Consider the following 23,407-nt stretch of genomic DNA (forward strand, 5'->3'; position numbering starts at 1 on the left):
TATAATGTTTATTTTATCATTTTTCAACCGTTTTTGTAAGTGCTGTAATTATATTGTCCAGTGTTTCAGATACGGAATTAAGGCCGGCTTTTTTTGCAGCCTTAGGAGTTTTTTCCAATGAAAATGATACGGCTTCTTTTAAAGCTTCTGCATCCTTTAGTGAAATAAGATTTTCTTTCGCCACAACATTCCCAAAAAAGTCTGTAATAATTTTATCATCATTCAAAAGTGAATAACAATTGCGAATCATTATGCCGATATGAGAAAGCGTTATATAATCCCGTTTTTTCTGCATAAGTTCTATGATTACAGGCCAAACTTCGGAAGTTTTCTTTAAATACCAAAGCAGGCTTGCTGCAGCTTGCCGTACAGAGGCATCTTGATGCACTAAAAATAATTCTCCGAGCTCACAAGCCTTTATTTTGAATTCTGTGTTTTCTTTTTTTGAGATATAGTTTTGAGAATCTTTTACCAAATAAGTTAAATCAATATAACGTTCACAATATGTTTTAATCAAAAATAAATATTCCCATAACAGTTTCGGATCTTTTTCTGATTTTACTATTTTAAAAAGCTTTGTGTAATTTTTAGTTTCAGAAAACCAATCCCTTATCGGATAGGTATTCTTCGTACCAGTTTCCAAACAAGAGGCTTGTCTTAAAAACTTTATCCCTTTTGTTTTCATGTTAATATCGCTGCTTTGCGCTTGCAGCAATGCTTCATCTAATGCTTCTTTTGAATACTTTGCCATATTCTTAACTAATTCCTCTTAAACTTTTAAGAACAATTTCTTTAAACAGCTCGCCATCAAAATTATATCCGGCTGCTTTAAGTTTTTTTTCAATAATTCCGCCTAACTGTATCAACGAGTTTTCCATGAATAGAATAAACTTTCTATCCACTGGAAGAACAGGTTCTAACGACCAATAGTTTTTATCGATACAAAACTCTGTCGTATATTCTGTCTTTGCACGGAAATATCGGGTTGCAGTAATACCCGTTTTATCGCAATAAGAAGAAACATCTCCGCTGATATATACGTTGATTTTTATTCTATCTAGCCCTTCAAAAAATATTTTTTTAAAATGCTCTTTCAAGGAGTTTCTCATTTTTATTATCAATGAATGAACAATTTTCCCACCATCAACCTCAACCGTAATTTCACCGCCGATTACCGTACTCAAAATAACTTCCATATTGCTGTCTCCTCATATTTATTCTATCATCTTTTAGCAATTTTGTAAGTGTACTATTCTTTTATATTGTTACCTTCATTGCAAGATTATCAAAAACACTGTCAAAAAAATAAAGAGAAAAAATAATAATAATGGGAATGATGATAAGTTCAATATAGTATAGTTTAGCCGAAGTTGTAGTTACAATTTTATTCATGTTAATTTCTAAAGATATGCGGAAAATTCGCTGTGAAAACTTCCTGTTCTTTGGGAGAAAGATTCTCGAAGTCTTTATTTATCCTTGCGAATATTTTTTTTGCAAGTTCATTTTCCGATGCAAATCTCGCAAGATACTCAACTATTAAAGAACCCGCTTCCGGTTTGTTTTTCGAACTTTTGATTGTCTTAACCCCATACTCAGCTGCATAAGGGACAGCTTTACCGTCGGGTTTGTGATTGAAGGCAACAACGGCATACCATTTTGCTTTGAAATCCTTATTTAACAAGAGGCTCGCCAAATATTCATTTTCAGAACCCTCGGCTAAGTAAGCAATAGTTAAAACGCTTGCACCCTGCACATCTAAATTTTTATAAGTGCTAACTTCTTTTAAATATTGAATTGCTTTCTGCGTTCCTAGCATACGCAGAGCTAAAACAGCCCAATAGATTTCGTATTTATTACGCTTCATTTTAAGGCACTTAATCATTGTCTTTTCGGTGAAAGGCATTTTTTCATTATGAAAATATTCCGAAATTGCCCCCGTGTCATCTGTGTCATCTAATGTCCAATTTGGAAAAAGCGTTGTCTTCATTTATTTTTTCCCCCTTCAGTCATTATTTTATGCAGCTCTTTTATGTCTCTCATATTTTTAACCAAAAAAGAATGATATAAAATCTTCAATTTGCTTTGTGCTTAAGCAATGCGAGAGAATGCCTTCCGTATCATCAATAAAATTTTCTAAAGGCTCTTCGTCATCATCGCTTGTGTTAAATTTATATTTTTCTTCTTCCAGTTTCATACATTCGGATAAAAGAAAAATTTCCTAAATCGGTTTTATTTCTGCCGAACACATTATTAAATTTTGTTAGCGCTTCTATTAATTTCATAATATTTATCCTTTTTTAATTATATCACAGTTTTTGTTCTTTGATAATCCTATCTAAATATAATTTATCTACACTTATCCATTCAATGCTTTCTTTCCCATTTTTATAATTGCGATATTGGAATATCATCTCATCCCTTGTTTGAAATAATGCATTCACAGTCCAATTTTTTTCTAAATCATCTATTTTACAATCAATAATAAGCTCATCAATTAATTCAAGTGCGGATAAATCAAATACATAGCACTTCCCTTCAGTGGTACAAAATATTCCGAAACTATCATTGATTTTCTGTGCATTGGATAATGAATCTTCTTTAAATAAAGAATATGTCTTTTCAGCAATCAGTGTAAAATCCAAGGAAGAAATTTTAAAAAAAACCGAACTGTAAAAATCAGCAAGCAGAGCATATTTATCGAAGCTAAACATATACGATAAATTCTCCGGAAACTTATATATTATTTTCAGCTCATTATTGTTTAATTCTATGCAATAATCTTGAGAACCGTCCTGTCCTGCTGTAAAAGATACTATTATACGATTTTCTTCATTTAAACTTGTAAAAGCTATATCTGAATCGCTCAATTCATCTTCCATTTTTATAGAAGCAATTTTGTTTGCAGTTTCATCAAATGCGATTATGCATACACAATTTTCGTCCAGCCGTTTTGCAGCCCAAATAATCTTATTTGTATAAGGAGATTGATAGATAATGTTAGCATCGAGGTTGTTGATTATTTTTTCAATCTCGTCACTTGGTTTTCTGTTGATGCTCTCTAAAAAACAATCTTTAGTTTTGCTATAGAATTTAACATAAATCACAGTTCGTTCTTTCCTTAAAAATAATGGTTTAATTTTTTATCGGGCTGTTGATTTGAAAAACCTGAAAAAGTATTAGGCAATGCATTTTCATAGACAAAACGGCTCAAATCATTTTCAATAAATAAGTTAAATGATTTATTTATAATATGTATTTGATTTTTCCCTATATCATGAAAATATACAGAAGCTTCATATGGTCTGATATATAACTCATCCCCATCACTATTCAACCACAATTCCCCAATTTTAATATATTCCTCCCGTAATTCTAACATATCAAAATCAATAAGAATACCTTCCATTTTTAATTGCGAAATACAATAAAAAAATGTAATCACATCACTATGTAATAATTTATAAAAGAATGATGAGGTTAATTTTTCTTCGGTTAAATTATTTTCTACAACATCATCTTTCAGTAAGTGTTTTTTTATTACGGCAAACAAGTTAGGGTAACTTTGCTTCAATTTGGTAAATTTCAAGTCAAAATCAATAATATCAACTTTGTCACAGTTCAAGGAGATATCATCTATTTGCTTTCTCCATCCTTCCATATAATTGACTTGTGAATTTTCGTTATAAGATTGATTTATAGATTTTAAATATTCGCGAGCCGCATTTTGAGATATTAGTGCGGCACCCATTAAACCTTGTGACATCTTAGGTTTTATCTTTAAATACCATCGCGGCAACAAAAATTGTTTTGCAAATTTTTCATTTTGTTTCCACCAATCAATCCATTCTTCGGGTAGGAATAGTCCTTCAGATAAATGTTTTAGCCCGTTTATTATATTATTCGTTTCCATAATGACTTCTACTATAAACTTCCATATTTGATTTTGCAGGGGCACGAATAAAAAATTTTTACATTGACATTTCCTACTGCTAACTTTCCCAATCAATGGCTATGATTTTTGCATCTTCATCGAATTTTACGCAGAGTATTTCATCGCTTTCATCAGGTGCAATCATAAAATCCATTGTGATGTACGGCTTTTCACTGTCAATCCATAAGCCTACATTCGTTACTATCATTTTCGTTACAAACTCGGTAATATCAGTCGGTAAATCTTCCAGTCCGCATTCTTCAATATGAAAGTCAATATAGTAGCTGTCATCTTTTAAATATGTTATCAGTGCTTTTCTTGCTTCTTTTATTTTATCGTCTATGTTCTCAAGAAACTGTGCATAAAGGTCGAGTATGCCGGTAGACAGTTCTACATTTTCGGCGAGCCAAAGCCATGTCTCTATCCCCTGAATCTCTTTTTCCCAAATTACTTCCACATCGTCTGTTATCGCAAGATTCAACTGACCGAAGTATTGATGCTCGATTTTTTTCATAGTTTAAAGACCCCCTATTTTTGTTGAAATTAAACTCCTCTTTTTTTAATGAATGCTGCATTAAGTTAGCTACTTTTCAATCTACTTCCTAGTGAGAAAATTAGAAAATTAATCAGAATTTGCAATCTCATCTGCATTCTCTTTCAAATAAACAAAGTCTAATTGTCTCGCCGCTTCAATATATTCGCTTAATTTATCTGATTTTATTTTATAAAGAACATTGAGTGCCATTATTTTTTGATACTCTTCAGCATAGGTATCACCCTTATATTTGTCTCTTTCCCAAAATTCAATCGCATACTGTTCTGCTTTTTTATAATCTATCTCACTTAAAGCACTTAAAGACATTCTCTGTGTATATTCATCATCTACATTTATATACTTGAATACCCAATCAGTAACTGAACTATCATCTTTATAAACTGGCAATCTTTTTACTAGCTGCCACTTCGCAGTTGTATAAATTGAATCTATACATCTTTCAATCAAATATTTAAACCATTCTTTATATGACGAAATAAAGTCAGCCAAATATTCGCATTCATTGTCCCTGGCTACACAATAAAGTATAGATTCTAAATCAGTTTCGGTAACATCTTTTACTTCTACATTCTTTACAAATGAGATTGCAGATTCTCTCATTCTATCAAAAGAAGGACCTAGAAATTCTCCATTATCAGTATCTTCAGTCATCTCAGAATAATGCTTATAAACCCATTCTTTGTATATTCTCACTTCTTTATTTAGTATTCGGCTGTATTTATTCAAACGCCCACCCCTAACATTTATTTGATATGAATTTTTTCATATTCTTCTCTTTAAAACTTAAATTTGTAACTATCATTTTTTTCTCTTCTTCATTTTCAATCTCTTTAGCTACAACACCAATTAACTTTCCCAATCAATGGATATGATTTTTGCATCTTCACCGAATTTTACGCAGAGTATTTCATCGCTTTCATCAGGTGCAATCATAAAATCCATTGCGATGTGCGGCTGTTCACTGTCAATCCATAAGTCTACATTCGTTACCGTCATTTTACTTACAAACTCGGTAATATCGCTCGGCAAATCTTCCAGTCCGCATTCTTCAATATGAAAGTCGATATAGTAACTGTCATCGTTTAAATATGCTATAAGTGCTTTTCTTGCTTCTTTTATTTTATCGTCTATGTTCTCAAGAAACTGTGCACAAAGGTCGAGTATGCCGGTAGACGGTTCTACATTTTTTTCGAGCCAAAGACAGGTATCTATCCCCTGAATCTCTTTTTCCCAAATTACTTCCACATCATCTGTTATCGCAAGATTCAACTGACCGAAGTATTGATGTTCCATTTTTTTCATAGTTTAACCTCCAATAAAAACTTTTTGCAGCAAATATCAATTTGCGAAAAAAGTTTTTTCCGTGCTTTTGCAACGAAGTTAAAAAGCACATATAATAATGCGACGTTTGCCGAAAGGCAAACTCGGCAGATAAACAGTGAAACAGTATTTCTGTTGAGCTGTTTATCATACCTCCTATTATTTAGTATATCATGTTTATTTACTTTCTTTTTTATCTACAGTGCTATTATATCAAAAGCTGCGATTGTTGACAACCGCTGGAAAAACATCATAAAAAATGATATAATTTTTGTGAGCTCAGGATTAATCAATATACTCCGGCACTTGCGTCGGGATTGTTGATTTTCAAAAGTTAAGGAAAACATAATGGATGAACTATTGTTTTCATCGAACCAAAGAATGGAGGTCTTACGATGCTGCCGGCAAAAGAATGGATTGAAAAATATGAAAAAGTGAAGGAGCTGCTTGTATCTCCTGTGCATTACGGTAACTTGTTTTCTCAAGATGAAGTACAGGGGAAAAAGTTATTTATATTGCCGATGGGAACCATACATTTTCCTACGGGAAATATTCTGGTGCGTGATCCGCTTGTCTACCTTAACAAAAGCGAGGAGCCGTATCTGCAAAAAGTACCTACAGGAATTTTTCCATTAGAAACTTTAGTTGCCGAAATAGAAGAAGACCATTACCGGTATGTTGCAACACGGGTAAGGTTCTCCGATGAAAAGGCTGCCGTGTATCGTGAAGCCTTGATTGGTAATGAAGATTTGGATGACGTCAATGAAGAAAGTTTTTTCGGGTTTAATGTAGATGCAGGACTTGCAACGGTTGTCGATGTAAAAGCACGGGATGCCTATTGCGATTTTGAAAGCCGTTGGGTAAATGAAAACCCCGGCAAAAATATATACGACGATTATTTTGCAAAAGAATTTGAAAAGAGTTATGCCGCAAATCCACGCTTTCAACGCGACGGCGGGGACTGGATTAACTATCCTTTAGAGGGAACGGACTTAACCGTTCCCATGATACAAAGCGGTTTCGGTGACGGACAATATCCGGTATATTTCGGCTACGATAAAAACGATGCCATCTGTGAGCTTGTCATCGAATATATTTTCGTCGGATAAAAATAGCGATATATTGGAAAGTTTTAGTGTAACAAAGATATTTTTATGGAGAATATGTGATGATTTATGTACTCAAAAACAAAGAAATGCCATGGACATCTTATGGGGAGGTGCTGTGGCAAGGAATTTATTATTTTGATAAGAAGAAAAAAGAACATTGTTTGTTGAGGACTGCACCTTTTTGTCCCGAAATATACAGAAGTCAATATGATAAAGAGCGTCCGGTTATTATAGTAAGAGAGCATGTAAAAGAACTAATGGAGAACTGTTTTTCAAACCTCAATTTTGCAGAGGTTCGTAAAGAAAGAATTGTCAATTTGGATTGGCAAACATGGGATTTATCCGCAGATGAACCTAAAATGTATCCTTCGGGCGATATGGATGCGGAAGAATATATCACGGCCAGAAAACATAATGAGCTTTTGTCACAAACATTAGGAAACTTATATGCTTTGATTCCGGAGAAGGAAGGATATGCTTACTATGATGAAAATGAGCAAAAAGAAAAGTTGGTAAAATCTACTCTCTCAACAAAAGATATTTTTATCGTTGATTCTTTAAAAAATCAGGAAATTTATGTGAGTGAAAAGATAAAATCATTTTTAGAGGTTAACTTTTTAAATGAGATTTACTTAGAGCCGGCAATATTGGGAGAACCTGAAAATCCGGAAGAAGTGAGAGAAAAAATTTTATGGAGAGAGATATTAAAAGAAAAATCGGAGAGAATGTCTGTTAAAGACTGGCAGAAATGGCACGGATTAAAGAATAAGGCACAAAAACTGATTGAAGGAATGGAAGATTTAAAGAGCGAAAATGCAAAAATGAGACGAAAAGAAAAAATATTGCTCTTGCTAAACCAAGCGAATGAAATTTATCCTTTGAATACAGAGAAATGGATGTATGGATTTTGGGGAGAACTATAAGGATTACAATAATATCAGTAAGACGATTGATAAAAAAGGAAGATATAAATTACCTGATGGCAATAGATATGGAAAGGAAAACAAAAACTAAAGGACGAGCGGTACCCGCCTATGTATCCATCGAAATATCGAACCAATCGCTTTCTTCGGAAATAAGCCATTCAAGTCCGCGCCTTCGTTCCATTAAAACATCGGGATTTAAGTCTTTGATTTCCGTTTCGGGGCGGAGCCGCTTTTCTTCCGTTGCCCAATGGTAACGATAGTGAAGATCTAGCATATCCAGTATTTCTTCTATTCCGCGTAACTTACATTGTGCTTTAAACGCAGTTTTCCCGGCGACGTCGCCGACCAGTCTTATCGCTCGTTCCACATCACAGATATCATTCGGATAGGAAATATCTTCGACCAAGCCCAAAGCCCACACAAGCGGCCAATAAGCTTCATAGGTCCAGCATACATCGATGACATCCTGTTCGCTGTATGTTCCGTCAAAAAGTCGTTTTTCTTTTTCCAAAAGGCAGTCCGATACTTCATATTTTTCAAGCAACCTTAAAAAAAGCTCTTTCGATTCTTCATACCCTTGCTCATTATGAATATCTTCAGCCAACTGAATCGACAAAAGACATGCGATGGCTCTGTCACAGATTTCCTCAAAGCTTTTAAGCTTCGCCTCTTCTGATGATTCCCGCAAGGGCAGTTCTTCCATACAGGCAATGCCCATCCCCTTTATTTTTGCATTCGATTTTTCACGCCGATCTTCAGGTTTTATGTACATAATAATTCTCCATTTTTTGTTTACTCAGCCATTGTATCAAAAGCTGCGATTGTTGACAACCGCTAGAAAAACACCATAAAAAATGCTATAATTTTTGTGAGCTCAGGATTAATCAACATACTCCGGCGCAGAGCATAGACGAGGAACATCAGTGGTTAAATCCTCCGAGCAAATAAAATTGGGAACAAAAAAGTTAGGAGAAAGTTATGCAACTAATTGACAAGATAAAACAGATAGAAAAGTATATATGTGAGCATTTTGAAGAATGGGATTTGGATGATCCTGTCGAAGAAGAATATCTGAACGACTATCAGGAAATTTCCGGAGCTTCAGAGGAAGATATATCAGCCTTTGAGGAGAAGCTCGGTATAACTTTGCTGGAAGACTTCAAAGAACTTTACCGATATAAAAATGGAAGTAAATACTTAAGTATTTTACCCTGTGTTATAGATGAAATAGAAATGCCGTTTAATCTGATGAGCTTACAGACTGTAACAAACACAAAAGAACATTTTCAAAACAGAGATGCGCTCTTAACGGAATTTACGGATTATTTTACAAATGAAGATATTGAAAATATGAAGGACAGCAGGATTAAACCCTATCTCTTTAATAAAAAATGGATTCCCTTTGCCGAATACTGTGACAGCTGCTTTTTGATGTTGGATTTTGATCCGGATACAGCGGGAAAAGAAGGTCAGATTATCTGCTATATCCATGATCCTGATAAAGTGGTTTATACAGCGCCGAGTATTACGGAATTGATTGATGGGATAATTGCAGAAATTGATTAAACTTATTTTCAAAAATTAGGTTGTTCTCTCAGTGCATTATTTTCACAAAAGAGATACAACAAAGAAATACGGAAGAGAAACGATATGAAGTATATGGATTGGGATAATATGCATACAAGATTGGAGGCGCTATATATTTTGGATAATGCTTTGACGGACCCGTCGCAAGACGACTTGCGATTGGTAAGAAAGAAGAAACTCGACTCGAATCTCAAATATGTTATTGATAACGGAGCAGGAGATTCGTTATCTGTAATCTTTACGGAAACAGTGGTGTTGGTAAAAGGCTTTGCACATGAAAACAGTCTGAACCAATTTGCTGCCGACGAATGGAATCAAAGTATTATAGACAAGATGTACGAAGGGCTTGACGAGAAATTGATAAATCTTTTTTCAGTAGACGAAAGGGCGGAAACAACATTTTTCATTTGGTATGATGGGGCAGTTCACCAAAATCAAACAGATGAACATGATGGAGGTTACTGGCTATTGGGATATGCTTTCGATAAGTATGAAAGATTTCGAGAATTTGTTACAGAATATTACTCTATGAAATTCGATGATAATTTGTTGAGAAAACTATATACGGATTCCGTTTTATCATATTTTGAATTATCGGAATTGATTGCAGGATGAATAGATGTATTTTAGGAATTATTCAGAGAGATGAGAGGAGAAGCTGAAAATGTATCTATGAACTTATACGTGCAAAAACGAACCGACGCCGTAGGGCGATTATGGTGAGCTTTTAAAAGATGCATTGTAAATAGTCGGAGCAATTGGAGGTTGCGAAGGATATATGAGCGTAGCAATGAATTTTTGGATAGCCATACCGGTAGATGATTTCTTTCGGTATAGCAATGACATAATGAAAAAATACGGCGTATCCGCTTATGTGGAAGTAATTGACAATAAGTCCGGAAATCGGAACGTGTATACTTATCGGGAAGACAGGCCTAATGTATTTACCGAATATTTCTTTGAAGAAAGTTATCATTCTTTTTATTTTTCATGTTATCCGTTTGATGATGAAAAAAGTTCTATTCCGTTTGGCGCCTTTTATACACCTGAAATAGCTCCTTTTACAATCGAAGGCAACGGCGGATATGAAACGGAGAGTACACGAGAACAAATATATTTAAGACAAATTGATAAGCGGCCTGATAAAAACATCAAAAAATTTTATTCAGCTTTACAGCAGAAATTAAAAACTCTGCCGGGTATACAAAACGGCTATGTAATGGGAAAATACGAATATAAAAACCGCTATTTTTTGCCGTCATCAAAGATAATTATTCCCAATAATTCGCATAATAAAAACATAAAAGGAACGTGGGAGGACTATTATCTTAATTATCAGTATAATAAATGAAACAGAAACGACGGATGATATTGTGAAATGGTTACAAGGAATTTTCAAATAAATCAGCATTGAATGACATATACTATTAGTGAAAAGGAGATAACAAATGCTAAAGATCGGAAAAAATTATACGTTTGAAGATGACTGGAACGGAAGACAGAGCTGTCTGATGTATTTTAAAGAAGATGGATCTGCATCATGGTCAGTGGATGTCGGATTTGCTAAAGGTAATTTTAGGGGCGAAACAATAGCACCTTCTATTTGCATAAATCCAATAAGTACAGACAAAAACTCAGCAGCAGAATTAATTGGAGAATCCTTTTCTGTAATGACAATAGAAGAAAGCGATGACAGAGAAGATTCATTTTACATTTATGAACACGAACCGATAGTTTCATACAAATTAAAAATTCTTGAAATAAGGAATAGCAAGGCTCATATCCAATGCAGCGGAATATTAATAGTGGATGGATATACTGAACCCTATGAACAGGAAAAATTTGAAATCGACAGTTGGATACCTGTTATTGAATCGGTTAAGGACTGGGGAAAATTCGGATTATAAGGAAGCAGTACAGAGAGCGAAAAAATGGATAATATTAATTTATTACACCTAAAACAAAGGCTTGATTCGATAGACTGGAGCGGTAATTTTGAACAAGCGGACAAAGAACATTATGAGACTCTGGACAGTCTGTGTGAATACATCGAGGTAGAACTTGGCAGAAATCCAAAATCCGAAACGATAGATAATGCTCTATTACTCCTTGCAGAAAACATAACGGAAATTTCCACACTTGGCGAAAAGGGGGTTTATCCAATTATTTGCCGTGTCGACGGAGAGGTCTTTGCCACAAATAGTTTTACCTTCTTACACTATGACAATGAGACGCATACGCTTCACTGGGAGAAGCAGCTCACCCCCGTGTTTACAAATGAAAAAGTCCGAAGCAATTTTATGCAATCCTTGGAACGGGCAGAGGGTGTACATCACAAAATGGATTTTAGTTACTCCTATCCACAGATAGGCAGCCTTATGATAAAAGATAATTCGATTTATGCCTTCGTGGAAGCGGATACGGTAAATCCTTGCCGCTTATCACAATTTAAGTATTATTGGTATCTCGAACTCACCCAAGACGGTATCTACAAGAGGAAAATATGGGGAAAAGAAAAATTGGAGAGGCTTGCACAAAAGCATGGCTTGAGAGGGAAATTCAGTGCCCAAAAAGAATATCTGATACTATCCCCGATTTTCAAGACAGATGAATGGAAAGGGAAACAAAAACTGTTGAGATTGTCTGACCTTGAGCTTCTCGATATTACACTCCCAAGAGGATATTCCAAATTCAGGATCATGGATATTTGGGATAATCACGTATTTATCAGCGACGAGGCAGACCATATCGCCCTTTGCAGAATGGTGGAGTAGACGATTCCCGAGAGGAGGTAATGACAATGAACGAAGAAATTTTAAATAAGGTTTATAGTGCATCTCTGGAATTTGGAGAAAATTTCCACAAACCGATAATTGACATTGTTGCAGAACTTTATCCGTATATTCCCGATGATGAAAAAAACTCTATTGCCGATTATATCGGACAAACGAGAGACGCCATCGAGAACTTTTTTTATGACAAATACGATTACAAAAACGAAAAGGCGAATAAAGAGTTACAACATCAAGGCAAGCAGTGGATCGAAAAGAAATATTGTTGGATGAATAGTGAAAATGTCAATCGTGCGGCAGTTCAAGGAATGTATTATGCTTGGCACAGCTGATGACTATAATACGGTAAAAATCAGAAACACAAGAACATGTAATGGCAGTACTTGATATTGCATAAAAAATGGGTATAATTATACTAAATAACGGAGGTTGATATTATGGGAATTCTAAATAACATATTTGGCAAGAAAAACGAAAAACCAGAAAATAAAGGACAACATATCCTGTCTATGCCGATGTTCAAAGGCGATAGAGGGTATTCTCTGGATAAGGTTATACAGGATTTAAAATCATATTGGGGACTTAAGGTTGATGAGATAGAGGGAGATGATAATACTGCCACATTTAAAATCGACGAGGAACTTGTAGCTCTTGCATTGATGCCTGCACCGATACCTTCTGCGGAATTTGAATCCATATACAACTATTCTTACCTTTGGAAAGACGCCGAAAAAGAGATACAAGAGCATACCCAACATGCAATCGTATCGCTTTTAGGCTTAGGCAGCAATACACCGGCAGTCGAAAGATACTCTCTACTGTCCAAACTGAATGCTTCTATTCTGAGGACTTGTGAAACTGCGATAGGGATATATCAAGGCGCCTCGACGCTGCTGCTTCCAAAGAATCTTTATATCGATTTTACAGATCTCTTGTTGGACGAGGACGATATACTGCCAATTCAGCTTTGGGTGTATATAGGTATTATCAATAGCGATGAAAAAAGTAGCGTTTATACTTATGGAATGAAGGAGTTCGGCAAATCTGAAATAGAAATAATAGATGCAAATATGAAGGGCAGCGAACTATACGATTTTCTACTGCCTGTACTTGACTATGTCCTACAGCAGGATGTAACACTGCAACACGGAGAAACCATAGGATTTACCGAAGAACAGAAAATCAAAATCACAGAGTCGAAAGCAGTTTTTTTGGATGGGAACTCATTAAAATTAGAATTATAAATTGTATAAAGAAGCATACTAAGGGAATGACATCGAATTATCAGTATATAAACTATGTAACAGGCAAAGTAATGGATTGAAGTACTATGAAAAAAAATCAAATGGAGATGACAAGATTCTCAAACAGGATATGAGTCAAACTGCCGACCGTCCGGGCATGGTTTTTATGATTCATTTACTTATGGAAGAAAAATGCGGAATGCCCGAACAGCAGCGAAATTCTGGAAACTTGTAAATATCAAGCGATGACAGAGAAGATTCATTTTACATTTATGAACACGAACCGATGGTTTCATACAAATTAAAAATTCTTGAAATAAGGAATAGCAAGGTTCATATCCAATGCAGCGGAATATTAATAGTGGACGGATATGCTGAACTCTATGAACAGGAAAAATTTGGATTATAGAAAAAAGATTTTATGGAGAAGAATTAAAATGGATAAACTACAATATATCAGAGAAAATGAACAGTTAAATATTCTGCTTATGAATGAATGTGATATTTATTTTTATAAGGAAACAGGAGATACTCAGTTTTTGGAAAATAATGAAGAATACTCTCTTGGATGTAAGTCATTTGCACAAGACGGCAGCGGAGGAGAATATGTTTTTCTTGAAGACGGAAGTATAGGCTTTATCGGAAGTGAAGGTGAAGTTGGGCGAGCGGCAGAAAGCTTAGATGAGTTATTGACATTTTTAATCCATACCGGCTGTATTTCCGATTTTAGTTGTAAACATATTTATAAAAATAAAGAGCTGTTAAAAACTTATTGTAATGGATATATATCAAAAATAAGGGAAAGCTATAAGGCTCAAAATAAGGATTGGGACAAGGTGCGAAGCGATATTGCAAACAGTCTGTCGCTTGTTTTTTCTCCTGATAAATTAGAGAATGTCACAATGAAATTTTACAAAGCAGCAACAAGAGAACCGATATTTTCCTGTAAGTATCTTGACGGTAAAGAAGAGTATATTTGTGATTCTATACTTTCGGATATTGTAGGAGTATGGATAACGGAGCTTGTGGGGATGAGCAGAGAAGAAATTGAAAATTACAATCAACAACCCCGATGCAAGCGTCGGGGTATGTAAATAAACGATTAACAGACAAATCATTAGATATGTAAGAATTTTGGAGGAACTATGAACGAGATTGAGAAATATAGAATATTGAGTGCAGGAAAAGCCTTTGGTCACCGTGCCCAAATTGCTTTGTTGTTGCTTGATAGCCGCACAGCCTATGAAGAACTTAAAGAGGAAGCGGCACAAACTTCAGTTGCCGGAAGTTATGGTTGTACCGGAGGTTTTCCATCCGAAATACTTGAAAGAATAATAACAGAATTGATATGCCGCGATACCCGTAATAGTTGGTATCTGCCAGACAATGTAAAATTTTGGGACAGGCGTTTCGGGAGTCTGTTTGAGACCAAGTTTTTTTGCTATGATGATGATGTAGAAACTTGGAGTAAGATACTTTACAAATTCTTTGTAAAACTCAAGTGGATGCCGAAAAGAGAAGATTATACTTCAACAAAAAGCTATAATAATGTTTGGGGATATTTTGCAGAACTTTTAGCGGTTGTAAAACAAAATAATCATCCTGAATTTGATAAGTATTATGAAATTGCAATCAAAAACGGAATGAATGCAGTGATTTTGGAAAGAAAGTTAAAAGAACTGTCTGAAATAAAACAGTCCTTTATCGGAGTTTAAATCAAGTAGTGAACTGACTGTTATGTGAATATGGGAGAATAATTATGAATTACTATAACTGGAATGCAAAATGGGCAGTAAATTCTATTACAGAGTTAAAAGATTATACAGGAGAAGAAATTTTAAAATTATATTGCTACGGATTATCTGAAGAAAAATATCCCTTAAAAAAAGACAGAGACAACATTTTAAAAAGCTGGATAGATTATTTTAATAATACAAAAACAAACATTAAGAAGCTTTTAGTAACAGGTATTGTAAATCAGAAGTTATTGGAAGCGATATGTAATCAAACATCACTTGAGGAACTCGTTATATTTCAGGGTAATTTCTCGGACATACAGTGTATTGCAAAATTAAAAAACTTAAAGGCTCTTTCAATATATGCTTCATCAAGAGTAAAAAGTTTGCAGCCTATAGGCGAAATACAAAATTTAGAAGTGCTTATATTATCTAACTTCACCGGCGTAACGGATTATTCGCCGTTGGGCAAATTAAAAAATCTTAAACAACTGGGAATTCATAGTTCTATGGGAAATATAATTAAAGTAGATTCTTTTGATTTTTTAAAAAGTTTGAAGAATATTAAAAATCTTCATACAACAGGATTTAGGCTATTGAACGGAGATTATTCGCCTGTTTTAGACCTTGAAAAATTAGAATTTCTATCTGTTAATATGCCTGCTTATGACTACAAAATATGGAATGATAGGTTTGCAGAAAAGTTTAAAGATATTCCACAAAATGACCATGTTCGTTAATTCATACTGTAATAAAATTTTATTTATGAGATATATTAAGGAGTGATAAATTGAGCACTTACATAATTAAAGAAAAAACTTTGGTTACTCTTAAAGATGAAATATCTTTGGAATATCCGTTTTCTGATGACATGCCTATGATTTACTTAGGCGAGATAGCTAATATGCCGGAACATGGAATTTTTATAGGTCAATCCGGAAGATGTTATTTTGGGTATCATATTTCAAATTTTAGAGAATTAAGCGAAGATGAGATATAAAATATTAAGACAGAAAATATTTTGAGAAGTTTACAATGGATAATCAGATGGATTTTGTACTGCCTACTTTATATGATAAGTTTTTATCAGAAATGGGAGAGGATGGAGAATTTACAATAGAGGATACCGGAATCATTTTATATTCAAAGGCGTATTTGGTAGAAAGAAATACTACTTATCAGATAGAAGAATGGGAGCCGGATTTTTTTATGATTGGACAGGACGGTGACGTGGCTTTCTTTATAAAAAAAGATTCTGATGATACTATTTATATGAATGATTTGGGAGCCTTGGGTTCGATTGAAATGAAGCGTATAGCCTCAGATGTATATGAGTTTGTCAAACATTCAGGTGAGGATTTTGATTAGGGTGTAAATGATGACGAGAGTAGGGAATATAAGGGTGATTTAAGTTTTTTGAATAGTATGAAAGAGTATAAACTTAGAGGTTATAACCGGATTAAAAGATTTATTATTGACATGATTATATTTTTGCTAAGAGATGCAATACCGATATGTGGAGCGGTTATGGCAATGTCGGCAGTTATCGGAACTGTGAGTTGGTTAGTTGTAGATAATATGATATTATTGCTATTTTTGGCTGTAATTGCATTATTTATTTTAATATCTGTTCAATATTTGATTTCTAAAATAATCAGTGGACAGGCTGAAAAATTATATGGAAGACAAGAGTTGTATTTGATTAATAATAGCTTGTATTTTACTAAAGATGTAAGAATCCGTTTTAACCGTAAAATCAGTTGTATTAAATTTCTTGAAATCTATCAGGTAAAGAAAACAAAGTTTTATTGGGAGCTTGATTGCAGTTGCAATAAAAATGAAAAATACTGTAATGCAAGAGAAGATATTGAGCTTGCTTTGGAAAAATTGAGACAGGATAAAGAAAAATTAATGACAGTAAAAGAAATACTATTAATCAAAAGGCAATATGATAACCAAACCGAGAAAGTTATAGAAGATGTGTTTAATAACCACAAATCAAAATTATAAATATTTTAAAATTATTTTGGATTGATTGGAGAGAGGAATGGAATTAATTGAATACATGCGGCTAAGAAATAAAATGACACAAGAAGAATGGGAAGACTCTTTTGAGAAAAAGGAACGAGAGATTATTGTTCTAAGGCACGAAGGCGGCGGCGGAAGTTTGAGAAACGGTTTTTGGGACTGGGCTGCTTATTTCTTAGCTTATGTGGACTGTGAAACAGGTGAACTGCATAAAGAAGAAGGGCGTATAGTATATCCTGTCACAGACAAAGAAAATTTACCATATCAATTTGAAGACGAAACCATTTACAAATTAAAGGTGCGTGCAAAGCTTCCTGAGGAAGTTCCAAACGGTGTACTATCGACAAAAAAACATTTTTTAGTTGTGGAAGTTCTTGAAAAAAATGCGGCTTGTAAGGAATTGGAAGAAATACTTGCAGAGTATAGAAAACCTATAATTTTACAAGATGATATATTAGGTGAACTGATTTATGATAGGCCTCTTAAAAGTTTTCAAGGAAGTATTATTTGGCAGGATAGAAAAATAAATATTATATTAGATGTAGATAAGGATAATAAGGGTGAAATAACAAAGGCAAAAAAAGCTCTGAAAACAATGGTTTCAGAACAGGAAAAATGGGATGCAGAACTGCGTATTTTTGCTGCCAAAAAACTTACTAAGCTTGCCTGCGAATGGGCAGAATCTGAAGAAGAAGCTGCTGAAATTACAGAAGAAAGTTTTGCAAAAAGAATTAGCCTCAATTCAATTTGTATGACATCAGGCGGATCATTTTCTGCCTATTTTGATGATAACGAGCTCTTCTTCGGGCATTGTATCACAGTCTGCGGAAGCTTAAAGAAAGGAATTGTGTCAGCCGATATGGAAGGGTAAAAAAATATAAGGAGAAGAACAATGGCAAAAAAAAGAGTGACCTTACCTAAAAATTTTGATGAACTGATTACAGCAGGAGATGTTGAAGTTCTTAAAGCCGTCTATGAAAAATGTGAGCTTACCGCTCATAACGGCAGATACAGCCTCAATACGGCGCTTCATTATGGCGGTGTTCCTGATGAACTTGTGATCTGGCTCGTAGAACAGGGCTTAGATGTAAATACACTCGATTATTATGGGCGTACACCATTATATAAACATGCCACTCTGGGCAGAGATACTGTAAAACTGCTGTATGAATTAGGAGGAGATATACAAAAACCTGATACATATGGGAGTACACCTCTGCATACGGCAGCAGGGTTTTTCCGGCCTAAGATAGTAAGTTTTTTGATTGAAAAAGGTGCAGATGTTAATGCAAAAGATGATATGGGACGAACTCCGCTAACCGAAGTCCTTGCTACTTGTAGGAATATTAATATTGTACAGGCAGCGGAAATTGCAGAAATGTTAATAAAGGCGGGCGCTGATGTAGTGCCTGAAATGGCGGAAAGAGTTAAAATAATCGGTAAGGATTTTGAATTTCACAGAGAAAACTTTAATAAAGATTACTTGGCTGAAACAGAAGCGGGACTTGAGAAACTCTATACACTATTTGATGTAAAGCCTGCTCCAAAACGCAAGACACATGACGGCGTTTCTCCCATTATTGTAAAGACAGGTTCTTGGAAGGAACAATACGATGAACTTTGGGAGATGCTGATTCCTTCAAGCGGAGCTGCAAAAACAGTACAGGGAGAAGTTATCCGTATAACAGGCAGGGTGCAGGATGAGCTATATAGAAACGGCGGAGTAAACTGGGATAAAGATTATAGAAATATGCTTAATACCCTGCCAAATCATTTTGCTTCAGGCACACCGCTTTCTAAGAAAGAACTGGAAGAAACCAAAGCGCTTATTTCAAATATCCGTGCAAACGGTAGTGATGAAGATGCTATAACGGATCGTTTGTGTGAACTTTCGGTTCTCTGGGTATTGTTAAATCCAACTCCTGTTCCTTTAGGCAAAACAAATTATAACAGATGATTGAGAATATAAACTTATAAAAAATAGTTCTTTGAGGCGGCAAAATGAGAGGAAAATCTCACACAAGTATTTTTTGTTCTCTTATAAATAAGCAATAGGAAAAGATGGAATAAGCCGTATTATCTTATTGAAAAACAAGAGAAAGAAAACAACTTTGATGCGAACATAAAAGGAGAATGTATATGAATATTTTTAAACCAATAGTCATTTTATTATGTATTGTGTGCAGTGTAATTTTTTTAAATGCCTGTTCTCATATTAAAGAAGATAGTGAAATGATAATCAAATATTTGGATAATAGATTTGGTAAGGATGCATATACCATTAAAAAAGATAAATATTATCGCCGCTGGCTTGTGACATTAAATGAATATCCCGATCTCATCATTTTTTATACTGTTTCCCGTGATCCTCTTTCCATGACATCACCATCTATAAAAACGAATTTTGATGAGATTTTCGGCGAGTATATCATTGAGGAATACAAAAAAAATTATGAACTTGGTAATGATGAGATTTTTTGGGAAATCCCTATAAATTTTATATACTATACGAAAGTACATTCACTTGAAGAATTGAAAGCTCCTTATGATAGAGCGATGGAATTTATTGCATTCGTTGCTGAAAAACATCCGATGCTTATTGATGAGAGATTACTAAACATACGAATGGATATTGACGGCATCAAACTGAAAGGTGCAGCTGATGATGATAGTATGATATATCAAGATATTTCTGAAGTAAAAAAAGATAAGCTTAACATAAAATCCTATGAAGACATTTGTAAAGAATTGAAACCGCAATTAAAAACGCATTCGGATAATCCTGACGGCTTTACATTTCATGCAGATATTGGAAGGTCTTTTATTTTAGGCAGTGATACATTTGAAGATTGTTTCTTTAAAAACCTTATTGTAAAGCAAGGAACGATTGAAGGATTAAAAAACATCATTTTGCAACCGGGGGAAATAAGTAACTCTTATGTTTTTAAAAGTGATAATCAATATGAGTTTACAAATATAACTTTACAAGCTAAAAACTTATCGGATTCACCATGTTCTTTGCTTGAGGCAACGATTATCAAAGCAATTATAGATGATGCAAAAGAAATATATATCGAACCGGTATGGATTGATCTTGTTTTTGATAAACGGAGAGAATGGAAAGAACCTTATGAAGTACTAGGAATTTCTCCTCCAAAAACAGAGAAAGAGAATATGGAAGGTGTGCAATATAAAAATATTAAGATTTTATTTGAAATGAATCAATATTACAAAGAAGTTAAAAGGATTACATTAACCTTTCTATAAGTAAGCAAAACTAAATAAGCAGCATTTGTTAGGGAATGTATTAGAATTGTAAACGGAGAGATGATAAATGGCAATAGACGATGTAAAAATTATAGGCGGTGACGATGGGTATGATAATGATTACTGAATGGATAGAAAGGATAAAGCGAAAACACAATTGTAAAGCACATTTTGGGAGTGATAGCTTTCAAATGAAAGACTGTATAGTAGCTCCGGTCCACCTAATTCCGGAGGAGATTTATGATAATCAAGAGTTTGATTTCTATGTCAAAACAAAATATGATGTTTACCTGCTCCGTATTATAAATAATGAAGCTAAGTGCGGGATTATTTATCCGGCAAAACTTAGCGGTATTATATATATCATAAGCAATTTACCTATTAGCAAAAACAATATAACCGAATCTATTCAAAAAACTCTAAATCGATTAGAGGAATATGGCTTTCCAAATTTAAAGAACTCAAAATGCAACATCGCATTTCAAATAGAGTGATAAATAGATAATGACAATAAGTTGCTCTTTCTATATTGAATTTTGGGGAGCATAATAGTATAATAATCATGATAAATGCTCCCCAAAGGAGAAAAGATAATGCCAACAAAATATAATGAAATACAGGAATTCCTCAAGACTCGTGCCGATCTTCATGCCAGATTAAATTTACTGCCGTATGACGGTACACCTGAAATTAAAGAACGCGGCGATGGAAAATATTTATATGTTAGAAAGCGTGTAGCCGGTAAACAAACATCGACATATGTGGGAGTCTATACAGAGGAGTTATATAACCAGCTTCTTCGTAATGCAAAAGAAACTCGCAAAATAAGAAAAGAACTTAGACATGTAGAAAAACAACTTGCTATTGCCGGATATTCCGAAGATGAACTATCTTCCAGCGTTATGGCTAATATTGAATTTGCAAGAGCTAATATAAAAATAAATATCTATGATCAAGCTGTCTTGGAGGGAATTGCAACATCTTTTCCACAGACAGAAGAAATTATAGACAACGGAAAGGTTTCCGGCATGACAGCAACTGATGTGCAAAAGATTTTGAACTTGAAACATGCTTGGGAGTTTATTCTAGATAAAGATGTTATTGCAAGTAAATCAGACTATTATATGCTTAGTCATATTGCAAAACTTGTAAATGAAGGTTTTTTTGCAGAAGGCGGCCGCATTCGTGGTGTTCCGGTAACGATTGGTGGTTCATCTTATGTTCCGTCTTTACCGAATGAAGCAGATGTTAAAGATAGAATTCAAAAGATTACCGAGGAGAATGATGATGTGATTAATATTGCTATTAAACTATGTCTTTATTGTATGAAGACACAGATATTTCTTGATGGTAATAAGAGAGCCTCTGTTATTTTTGCAAATCATTATTTGATTTCTCATGGCGGCGGTTTTATTGTAATTCCGGAAAAGGAAGTTTCTGAGTTTAAGCAGTTATTAGTAAAATATTACGAAGGAGAAGGTGTATCCAATATTGCCAGCTTTATGAAAGAACGCTGCTGGAAAACAATTTGATTAATGTGAGAGGAGATAAAAAAATTGCAAAATATATTTTGGCTATTCCCTATTATTTTTATGCTTCATGAGATGGAAGAAATAATAGGATTTGGAATATGGTTAGATAAAAATATAGATATAGTCAGAAAATATAATAAACTTTCTGTGCTATATCAAAATTTTAGCAATGAAGGTTTTTCGATAGCTGTTTTAGAAGAGTATTTACTCTGTATAATCATAACTGGCGTAAGCATTTTTTTCAAAATATACATCGTTTGGATTGGAGCCTTTATTGCTTTTTCATTGCATTTGCTTGTTCATATAATCCAAAGTATTATTATTAAAAGATATATTCCGGCATTAGCATCAAGTATAATTCTTTTACCGATAAGTGTATTCCTACTAAATAAAGCAATTTATACTTTTGAATATACATTCTTTAGTATAGTAATTTCATCTGTATTATGTGTTATCACAATATTACTTAATTTAATGTTTGTGCATAAAATAATGAAAAAGATAACTGAAATAAAAGAAGGTAGAAAAATTGCTTGTGATGATACCGTAAAAGGATATTCAAATATAGACGATTTGCGGAAAGCATTGGAAAAATAAAATGGATATGAATCAATACTTGCAAGAAACTGCAATGCTGGATTTTTCAAATCCTGTCATTCAAAAATTAATAGAAGTGAAACATTGGAAAGAACAAAATAAATTTGACTGCCTTAAAGCTATTTATAACTTTGTAAGAGATGATATCGCATTCGGGTATAATACAGATGATGGTATCAGCGCATCTAAAGTTCTTAAGGACGGATACGGTCAATGCAATACAAAAGGAACACTCTTCATGGCTTTGTTGCGTGCCTGCGAAATTCCTTGTCGAGTTCATGGTTTTACCATAGACAAACAATTACAGAAAGGAGTAATGAGCGGATTTGTTTATAAAAATGCACCGCAGAATATATTTCACAGTTGGGTTGAAGTGTATTTTGAAGATAAGTGGTATGAACTTGAAGCCTTTATACTGGACAAAAAGTATTTATCAAAGCTGCAAAAACAATTTGCAACCTGCAACGGTTCTTTCTGCGGTTATGGTGTTGCAGTAAAAGATTTCCGGCATCCAATAATTGATTTTGACAGGAACAACACGTACATACAAAGCGATGGAATTACTCAGGATTTTGGAGTATGGGATTCTCCGGATGAATTGTTGAAACATCATCATCAGGAAGTGTCAGGAATAAAAGCCTTTGCTTACAAACATTTAGGAAGGCATTTGATGAACTGCAATGTAAAGAAAATAAGAGCGGATGCTACTCTCTGATGTTTGATTTGATGTTTGATTTGACTTGATAAATAGAATGGAATATGATATAATTTTATTCAAATCA

General features: G+C 34.2%; 33 protein-coding genes and 1 pseudogene. 23 read left to right on the plus strand and 11 right to left on the minus strand.

What is annotated here, in order from left to right; all coding sequences use genetic code 11:
• Window positions 1–16: 16 nt before the first annotated feature.
• The 10 genes from HO345_RS10310 to HO345_RS10350 form a co-directional block, all read right to left on the minus strand.
• A complete protein-coding gene (locus HO345_RS10310; RefSeq protein ID WP_253682832.1) occupies window positions 17–751 on the minus strand; it encodes a hypothetical protein in 735 nt (244 codons plus the stop codon).
• A gap of 4 nt (window positions 752–755) precedes the next feature.
• Complete coding sequence (locus tag HO345_RS10315) at window positions 756–1,196, minus strand: Imm12 family immunity protein (protein ID WP_002672522.1); 441 nt, start codon at window positions 1,194–1,196, stop codon at window positions 756–758.
• 61 nt (window positions 1,197–1,257) lie between these two features.
• Entirely contained in the window at window positions 1,258–1,392 is a 135-nt protein-coding gene (locus HO345_RS13075; protein WP_301338709.1) for a hypothetical protein, read from the minus strand.
• A gap of 1 nt (window position 1,393) precedes the next feature.
• Window positions 1,394–1,987, minus strand: a complete 594-nt coding sequence (locus HO345_RS10320) for a HEAT repeat domain-containing protein (protein WP_253682833.1) — start codon at window positions 1,985–1,987, stop codon at window positions 1,394–1,396.
• Window positions 1,988–2,044: 57 nt separating this feature from the next.
• Window positions 2,045–2,194: a hypothetical protein gene (locus HO345_RS10325; protein ID WP_010693363.1), complete on the minus strand. Its 150-nt coding sequence runs from the start codon at window positions 2,192–2,194 to the stop codon at window positions 2,045–2,047.
• Between the two features lie 112 nt (window positions 2,195–2,306).
• Complete coding sequence (locus HO345_RS10330) at window positions 2,307–3,104, minus strand: hypothetical protein (RefSeq protein ID WP_253682834.1); 798 nt, start codon at window positions 3,102–3,104, stop codon at window positions 2,307–2,309.
• A 14-nt stretch (window positions 3,105–3,118) separates the two neighbouring features.
• Entirely contained in the window at window positions 3,119–3,910 is a 792-nt protein-coding gene (locus HO345_RS10335) for a hypothetical protein (RefSeq protein WP_253682835.1), read from the minus strand.
• A gap of 79 nt (window positions 3,911–3,989) precedes the next feature.
• The gene (locus HO345_RS10340) at window positions 3,990–4,445 is read right to left on the minus strand and encodes a DUF2004 domain-containing protein (RefSeq protein ID WP_253682836.1); all 456 of its coding nucleotides are present in this window, start codon (window positions 4,443–4,445) and stop codon (window positions 3,990–3,992) included.
• Window positions 4,446–4,553: 108 nt separating this feature from the next.
• The gene (locus HO345_RS10345) at window positions 4,554–5,213 is read right to left on the minus strand and encodes a hypothetical protein (protein WP_010693381.1); all 660 of its coding nucleotides are present in this window, start codon (window positions 5,211–5,213) and stop codon (window positions 4,554–4,556) included.
• A gap of 120 nt (window positions 5,214–5,333) precedes the next feature.
• The gene (locus tag HO345_RS10350; RefSeq protein WP_253682837.1) at window positions 5,334–5,789 is read right to left on the minus strand and encodes a DUF2004 domain-containing protein; all 456 of its coding nucleotides are present in this window, start codon (window positions 5,787–5,789) and stop codon (window positions 5,334–5,336) included.
• Between the two features lie 413 nt (window positions 5,790–6,202).
• On the opposite strand from HO345_RS10350, the gene HO345_RS10355 reads away from it, so the two are divergent.
• Complete coding sequence (locus tag HO345_RS10355; protein ID WP_253682838.1) at window positions 6,203–6,916, plus strand: DUF4241 domain-containing protein; 714 nt, start codon at window positions 6,203–6,205, stop codon at window positions 6,914–6,916.
• A 59-nt stretch (window positions 6,917–6,975) separates the two neighbouring features.
• The gene (locus HO345_RS10360) at window positions 6,976–7,839 is read left to right on the plus strand and encodes a hypothetical protein (protein WP_253682839.1); all 864 of its coding nucleotides are present in this window, start codon (window positions 6,976–6,978) and stop codon (window positions 7,837–7,839) included.
• Window positions 7,840–7,948: 109 nt separating this feature from the next.
• Here the strand turns inward: HO345_RS10360 and HO345_RS10365 are convergent, their stop codons facing one another.
• A complete protein-coding gene (locus tag HO345_RS10365) occupies window positions 7,949–8,614 on the minus strand; it encodes a DUF4272 domain-containing protein (protein ID WP_253682840.1) in 666 nt (221 codons plus the stop codon).
• Between the two features lie 206 nt (window positions 8,615–8,820).
• Here HO345_RS10365 and HO345_RS10370 point away from each other — a divergent pair, with 206 nt between their 5' ends.
• The 21 genes and pseudogenes from HO345_RS10370 (at window position 8,821) to HO345_RS10470 (ending at window position 23,340) form a co-directional block, all read left to right on the plus strand.
• On the plus strand, window positions 8,821–9,408 hold the full coding sequence (locus tag HO345_RS10370) for an SMI1/KNR4 family protein (protein WP_253682841.1): 588 nt from the start codon (window positions 8,821–8,823) through the stop codon (window positions 9,406–9,408).
• Between the two features lie 84 nt (window positions 9,409–9,492).
• Entirely contained in the window at window positions 9,493–10,044 is a 552-nt protein-coding gene (locus tag HO345_RS10375) for a hypothetical protein (protein ID WP_253682842.1), read from the plus strand.
• 163 nt (window positions 10,045–10,207) lie between these two features.
• Entirely contained in the window at window positions 10,208–10,780 is a 573-nt protein-coding gene (locus HO345_RS10380; RefSeq protein ID WP_253682843.1) for a hypothetical protein, read from the plus strand.
• A 97-nt stretch (window positions 10,781–10,877) separates the two neighbouring features.
• Window positions 10,878–11,336, plus strand: a complete 459-nt coding sequence (locus tag HO345_RS10385) for a hypothetical protein (protein WP_002672552.1) — start codon at window positions 10,878–10,880, stop codon at window positions 11,334–11,336.
• Between the two features lie 195 nt (window positions 11,337–11,531).
• Window positions 11,532–12,203, plus strand: a pseudogene (locus HO345_RS10390) (hypothetical protein); the annotation flags it as partial.
• A gap of 26 nt (window positions 12,204–12,229) precedes the next feature.
• The gene (locus HO345_RS10395) at window positions 12,230–12,553 is read left to right on the plus strand and encodes a hypothetical protein (RefSeq protein WP_010693403.1); all 324 of its coding nucleotides are present in this window, start codon (window positions 12,230–12,232) and stop codon (window positions 12,551–12,553) included.
• A 105-nt stretch (window positions 12,554–12,658) separates the two neighbouring features.
• The gene (locus HO345_RS10400; RefSeq protein WP_010693405.1) at window positions 12,659–13,465 is read left to right on the plus strand and encodes a DUF4261 domain-containing protein; all 807 of its coding nucleotides are present in this window, start codon (window positions 12,659–12,661) and stop codon (window positions 13,463–13,465) included.
• A gap of 76 nt (window positions 13,466–13,541) precedes the next feature.
• Window positions 13,542–13,700 carry a hypothetical protein gene (locus HO345_RS10405; RefSeq protein WP_253682845.1) on the plus strand — a complete coding sequence of 53 codons (159 nt, stop codon included), beginning with the start codon at window positions 13,542–13,544 and terminating at the stop codon, window positions 13,698–13,700.
• A gap of 202 nt (window positions 13,701–13,902) precedes the next feature.
• On the plus strand, window positions 13,903–14,559 hold the full coding sequence (locus HO345_RS10410; protein ID WP_253682846.1) for a hypothetical protein: 657 nt from the start codon (window positions 13,903–13,905) through the stop codon (window positions 14,557–14,559).
• Window positions 14,560–14,610: 51 nt separating this feature from the next.
• Complete coding sequence (locus HO345_RS10415) at window positions 14,611–15,180, plus strand: hypothetical protein (RefSeq protein ID WP_002672563.1); 570 nt, start codon at window positions 14,611–14,613, stop codon at window positions 15,178–15,180.
• A gap of 44 nt (window positions 15,181–15,224) precedes the next feature.
• Complete coding sequence (locus HO345_RS10420) at window positions 15,225–15,941, plus strand: leucine-rich repeat domain-containing protein (protein WP_253682847.1); 717 nt, start codon at window positions 15,225–15,227, stop codon at window positions 15,939–15,941.
• 50 nt (window positions 15,942–15,991) lie between these two features.
• Window positions 15,992–16,201 (plus strand): hypothetical protein, encoded by a 210-nt coding sequence (locus tag HO345_RS10425; protein WP_253682848.1) that lies wholly within the window; start codon window positions 15,992–15,994, stop codon window positions 16,199–16,201.
• 35 nt (window positions 16,202–16,236) lie between these two features.
• Window positions 16,237–16,569, plus strand: a complete 333-nt coding sequence (locus HO345_RS10430; protein WP_253682849.1) for a hypothetical protein — start codon at window positions 16,237–16,239, stop codon at window positions 16,567–16,569.
• A 57-nt stretch (window positions 16,570–16,626) separates the two neighbouring features.
• A complete protein-coding gene (locus HO345_RS10435) occupies window positions 16,627–17,211 on the plus strand; it encodes a hypothetical protein (protein ID WP_253682850.1) in 585 nt (194 codons plus the stop codon).
• 37 nt (window positions 17,212–17,248) lie between these two features.
• A complete protein-coding gene (locus HO345_RS10440) occupies window positions 17,249–18,100 on the plus strand; it encodes a DUF2262 domain-containing protein (RefSeq protein ID WP_253682851.1) in 852 nt (283 codons plus the stop codon).
• 21 nt (window positions 18,101–18,121) lie between these two features.
• The gene (locus tag HO345_RS10445; protein WP_253682852.1) at window positions 18,122–19,186 is read left to right on the plus strand and encodes an ankyrin repeat domain-containing protein; all 1,065 of its coding nucleotides are present in this window, start codon (window positions 18,122–18,124) and stop codon (window positions 19,184–19,186) included.
• 182 nt (window positions 19,187–19,368) lie between these two features.
• On the plus strand, window positions 19,369–20,496 hold the full coding sequence (locus tag HO345_RS10450; protein WP_253682853.1) for a hypothetical protein: 1,128 nt from the start codon (window positions 19,369–19,371) through the stop codon (window positions 20,494–20,496).
• Between the two features lie 104 nt (window positions 20,497–20,600).
• Complete coding sequence (locus HO345_RS10455) at window positions 20,601–20,990, plus strand: hypothetical protein (RefSeq protein ID WP_253682854.1); 390 nt, start codon at window positions 20,601–20,603, stop codon at window positions 20,988–20,990.
• Window positions 20,991–21,089: 99 nt separating this feature from the next.
• Window positions 21,090–22,028, plus strand: coding sequence for a Fic family protein (locus tag HO345_RS10460; protein ID WP_253682855.1), 939 nt, complete (start codon window positions 21,090–21,092; stop codon window positions 22,026–22,028).
• 24 nt (window positions 22,029–22,052) lie between these two features.
• Complete coding sequence (locus HO345_RS10465; RefSeq protein ID WP_253682856.1) at window positions 22,053–22,625, plus strand: HXXEE domain-containing protein; 573 nt, start codon at window positions 22,053–22,055, stop codon at window positions 22,623–22,625.
• A 1-nt stretch (window position 22,626) separates the two neighbouring features.
• Complete coding sequence (locus HO345_RS10470) at window positions 22,627–23,340, plus strand: transglutaminase-like domain-containing protein (protein ID WP_253682857.1); 714 nt, start codon at window positions 22,627–22,629, stop codon at window positions 23,338–23,340.
• Window positions 23,341–23,407 lie beyond the last annotated feature (67 nt).

Origin of the sequence: Treponema denticola, from assembly GCF_024181645.1 — a bacterium.
GTDB classification, from domain to species: domain Bacteria; phylum Spirochaetota; class Spirochaetia; order Treponematales; family Treponemataceae; genus Treponema_B; species Treponema_B denticola_A.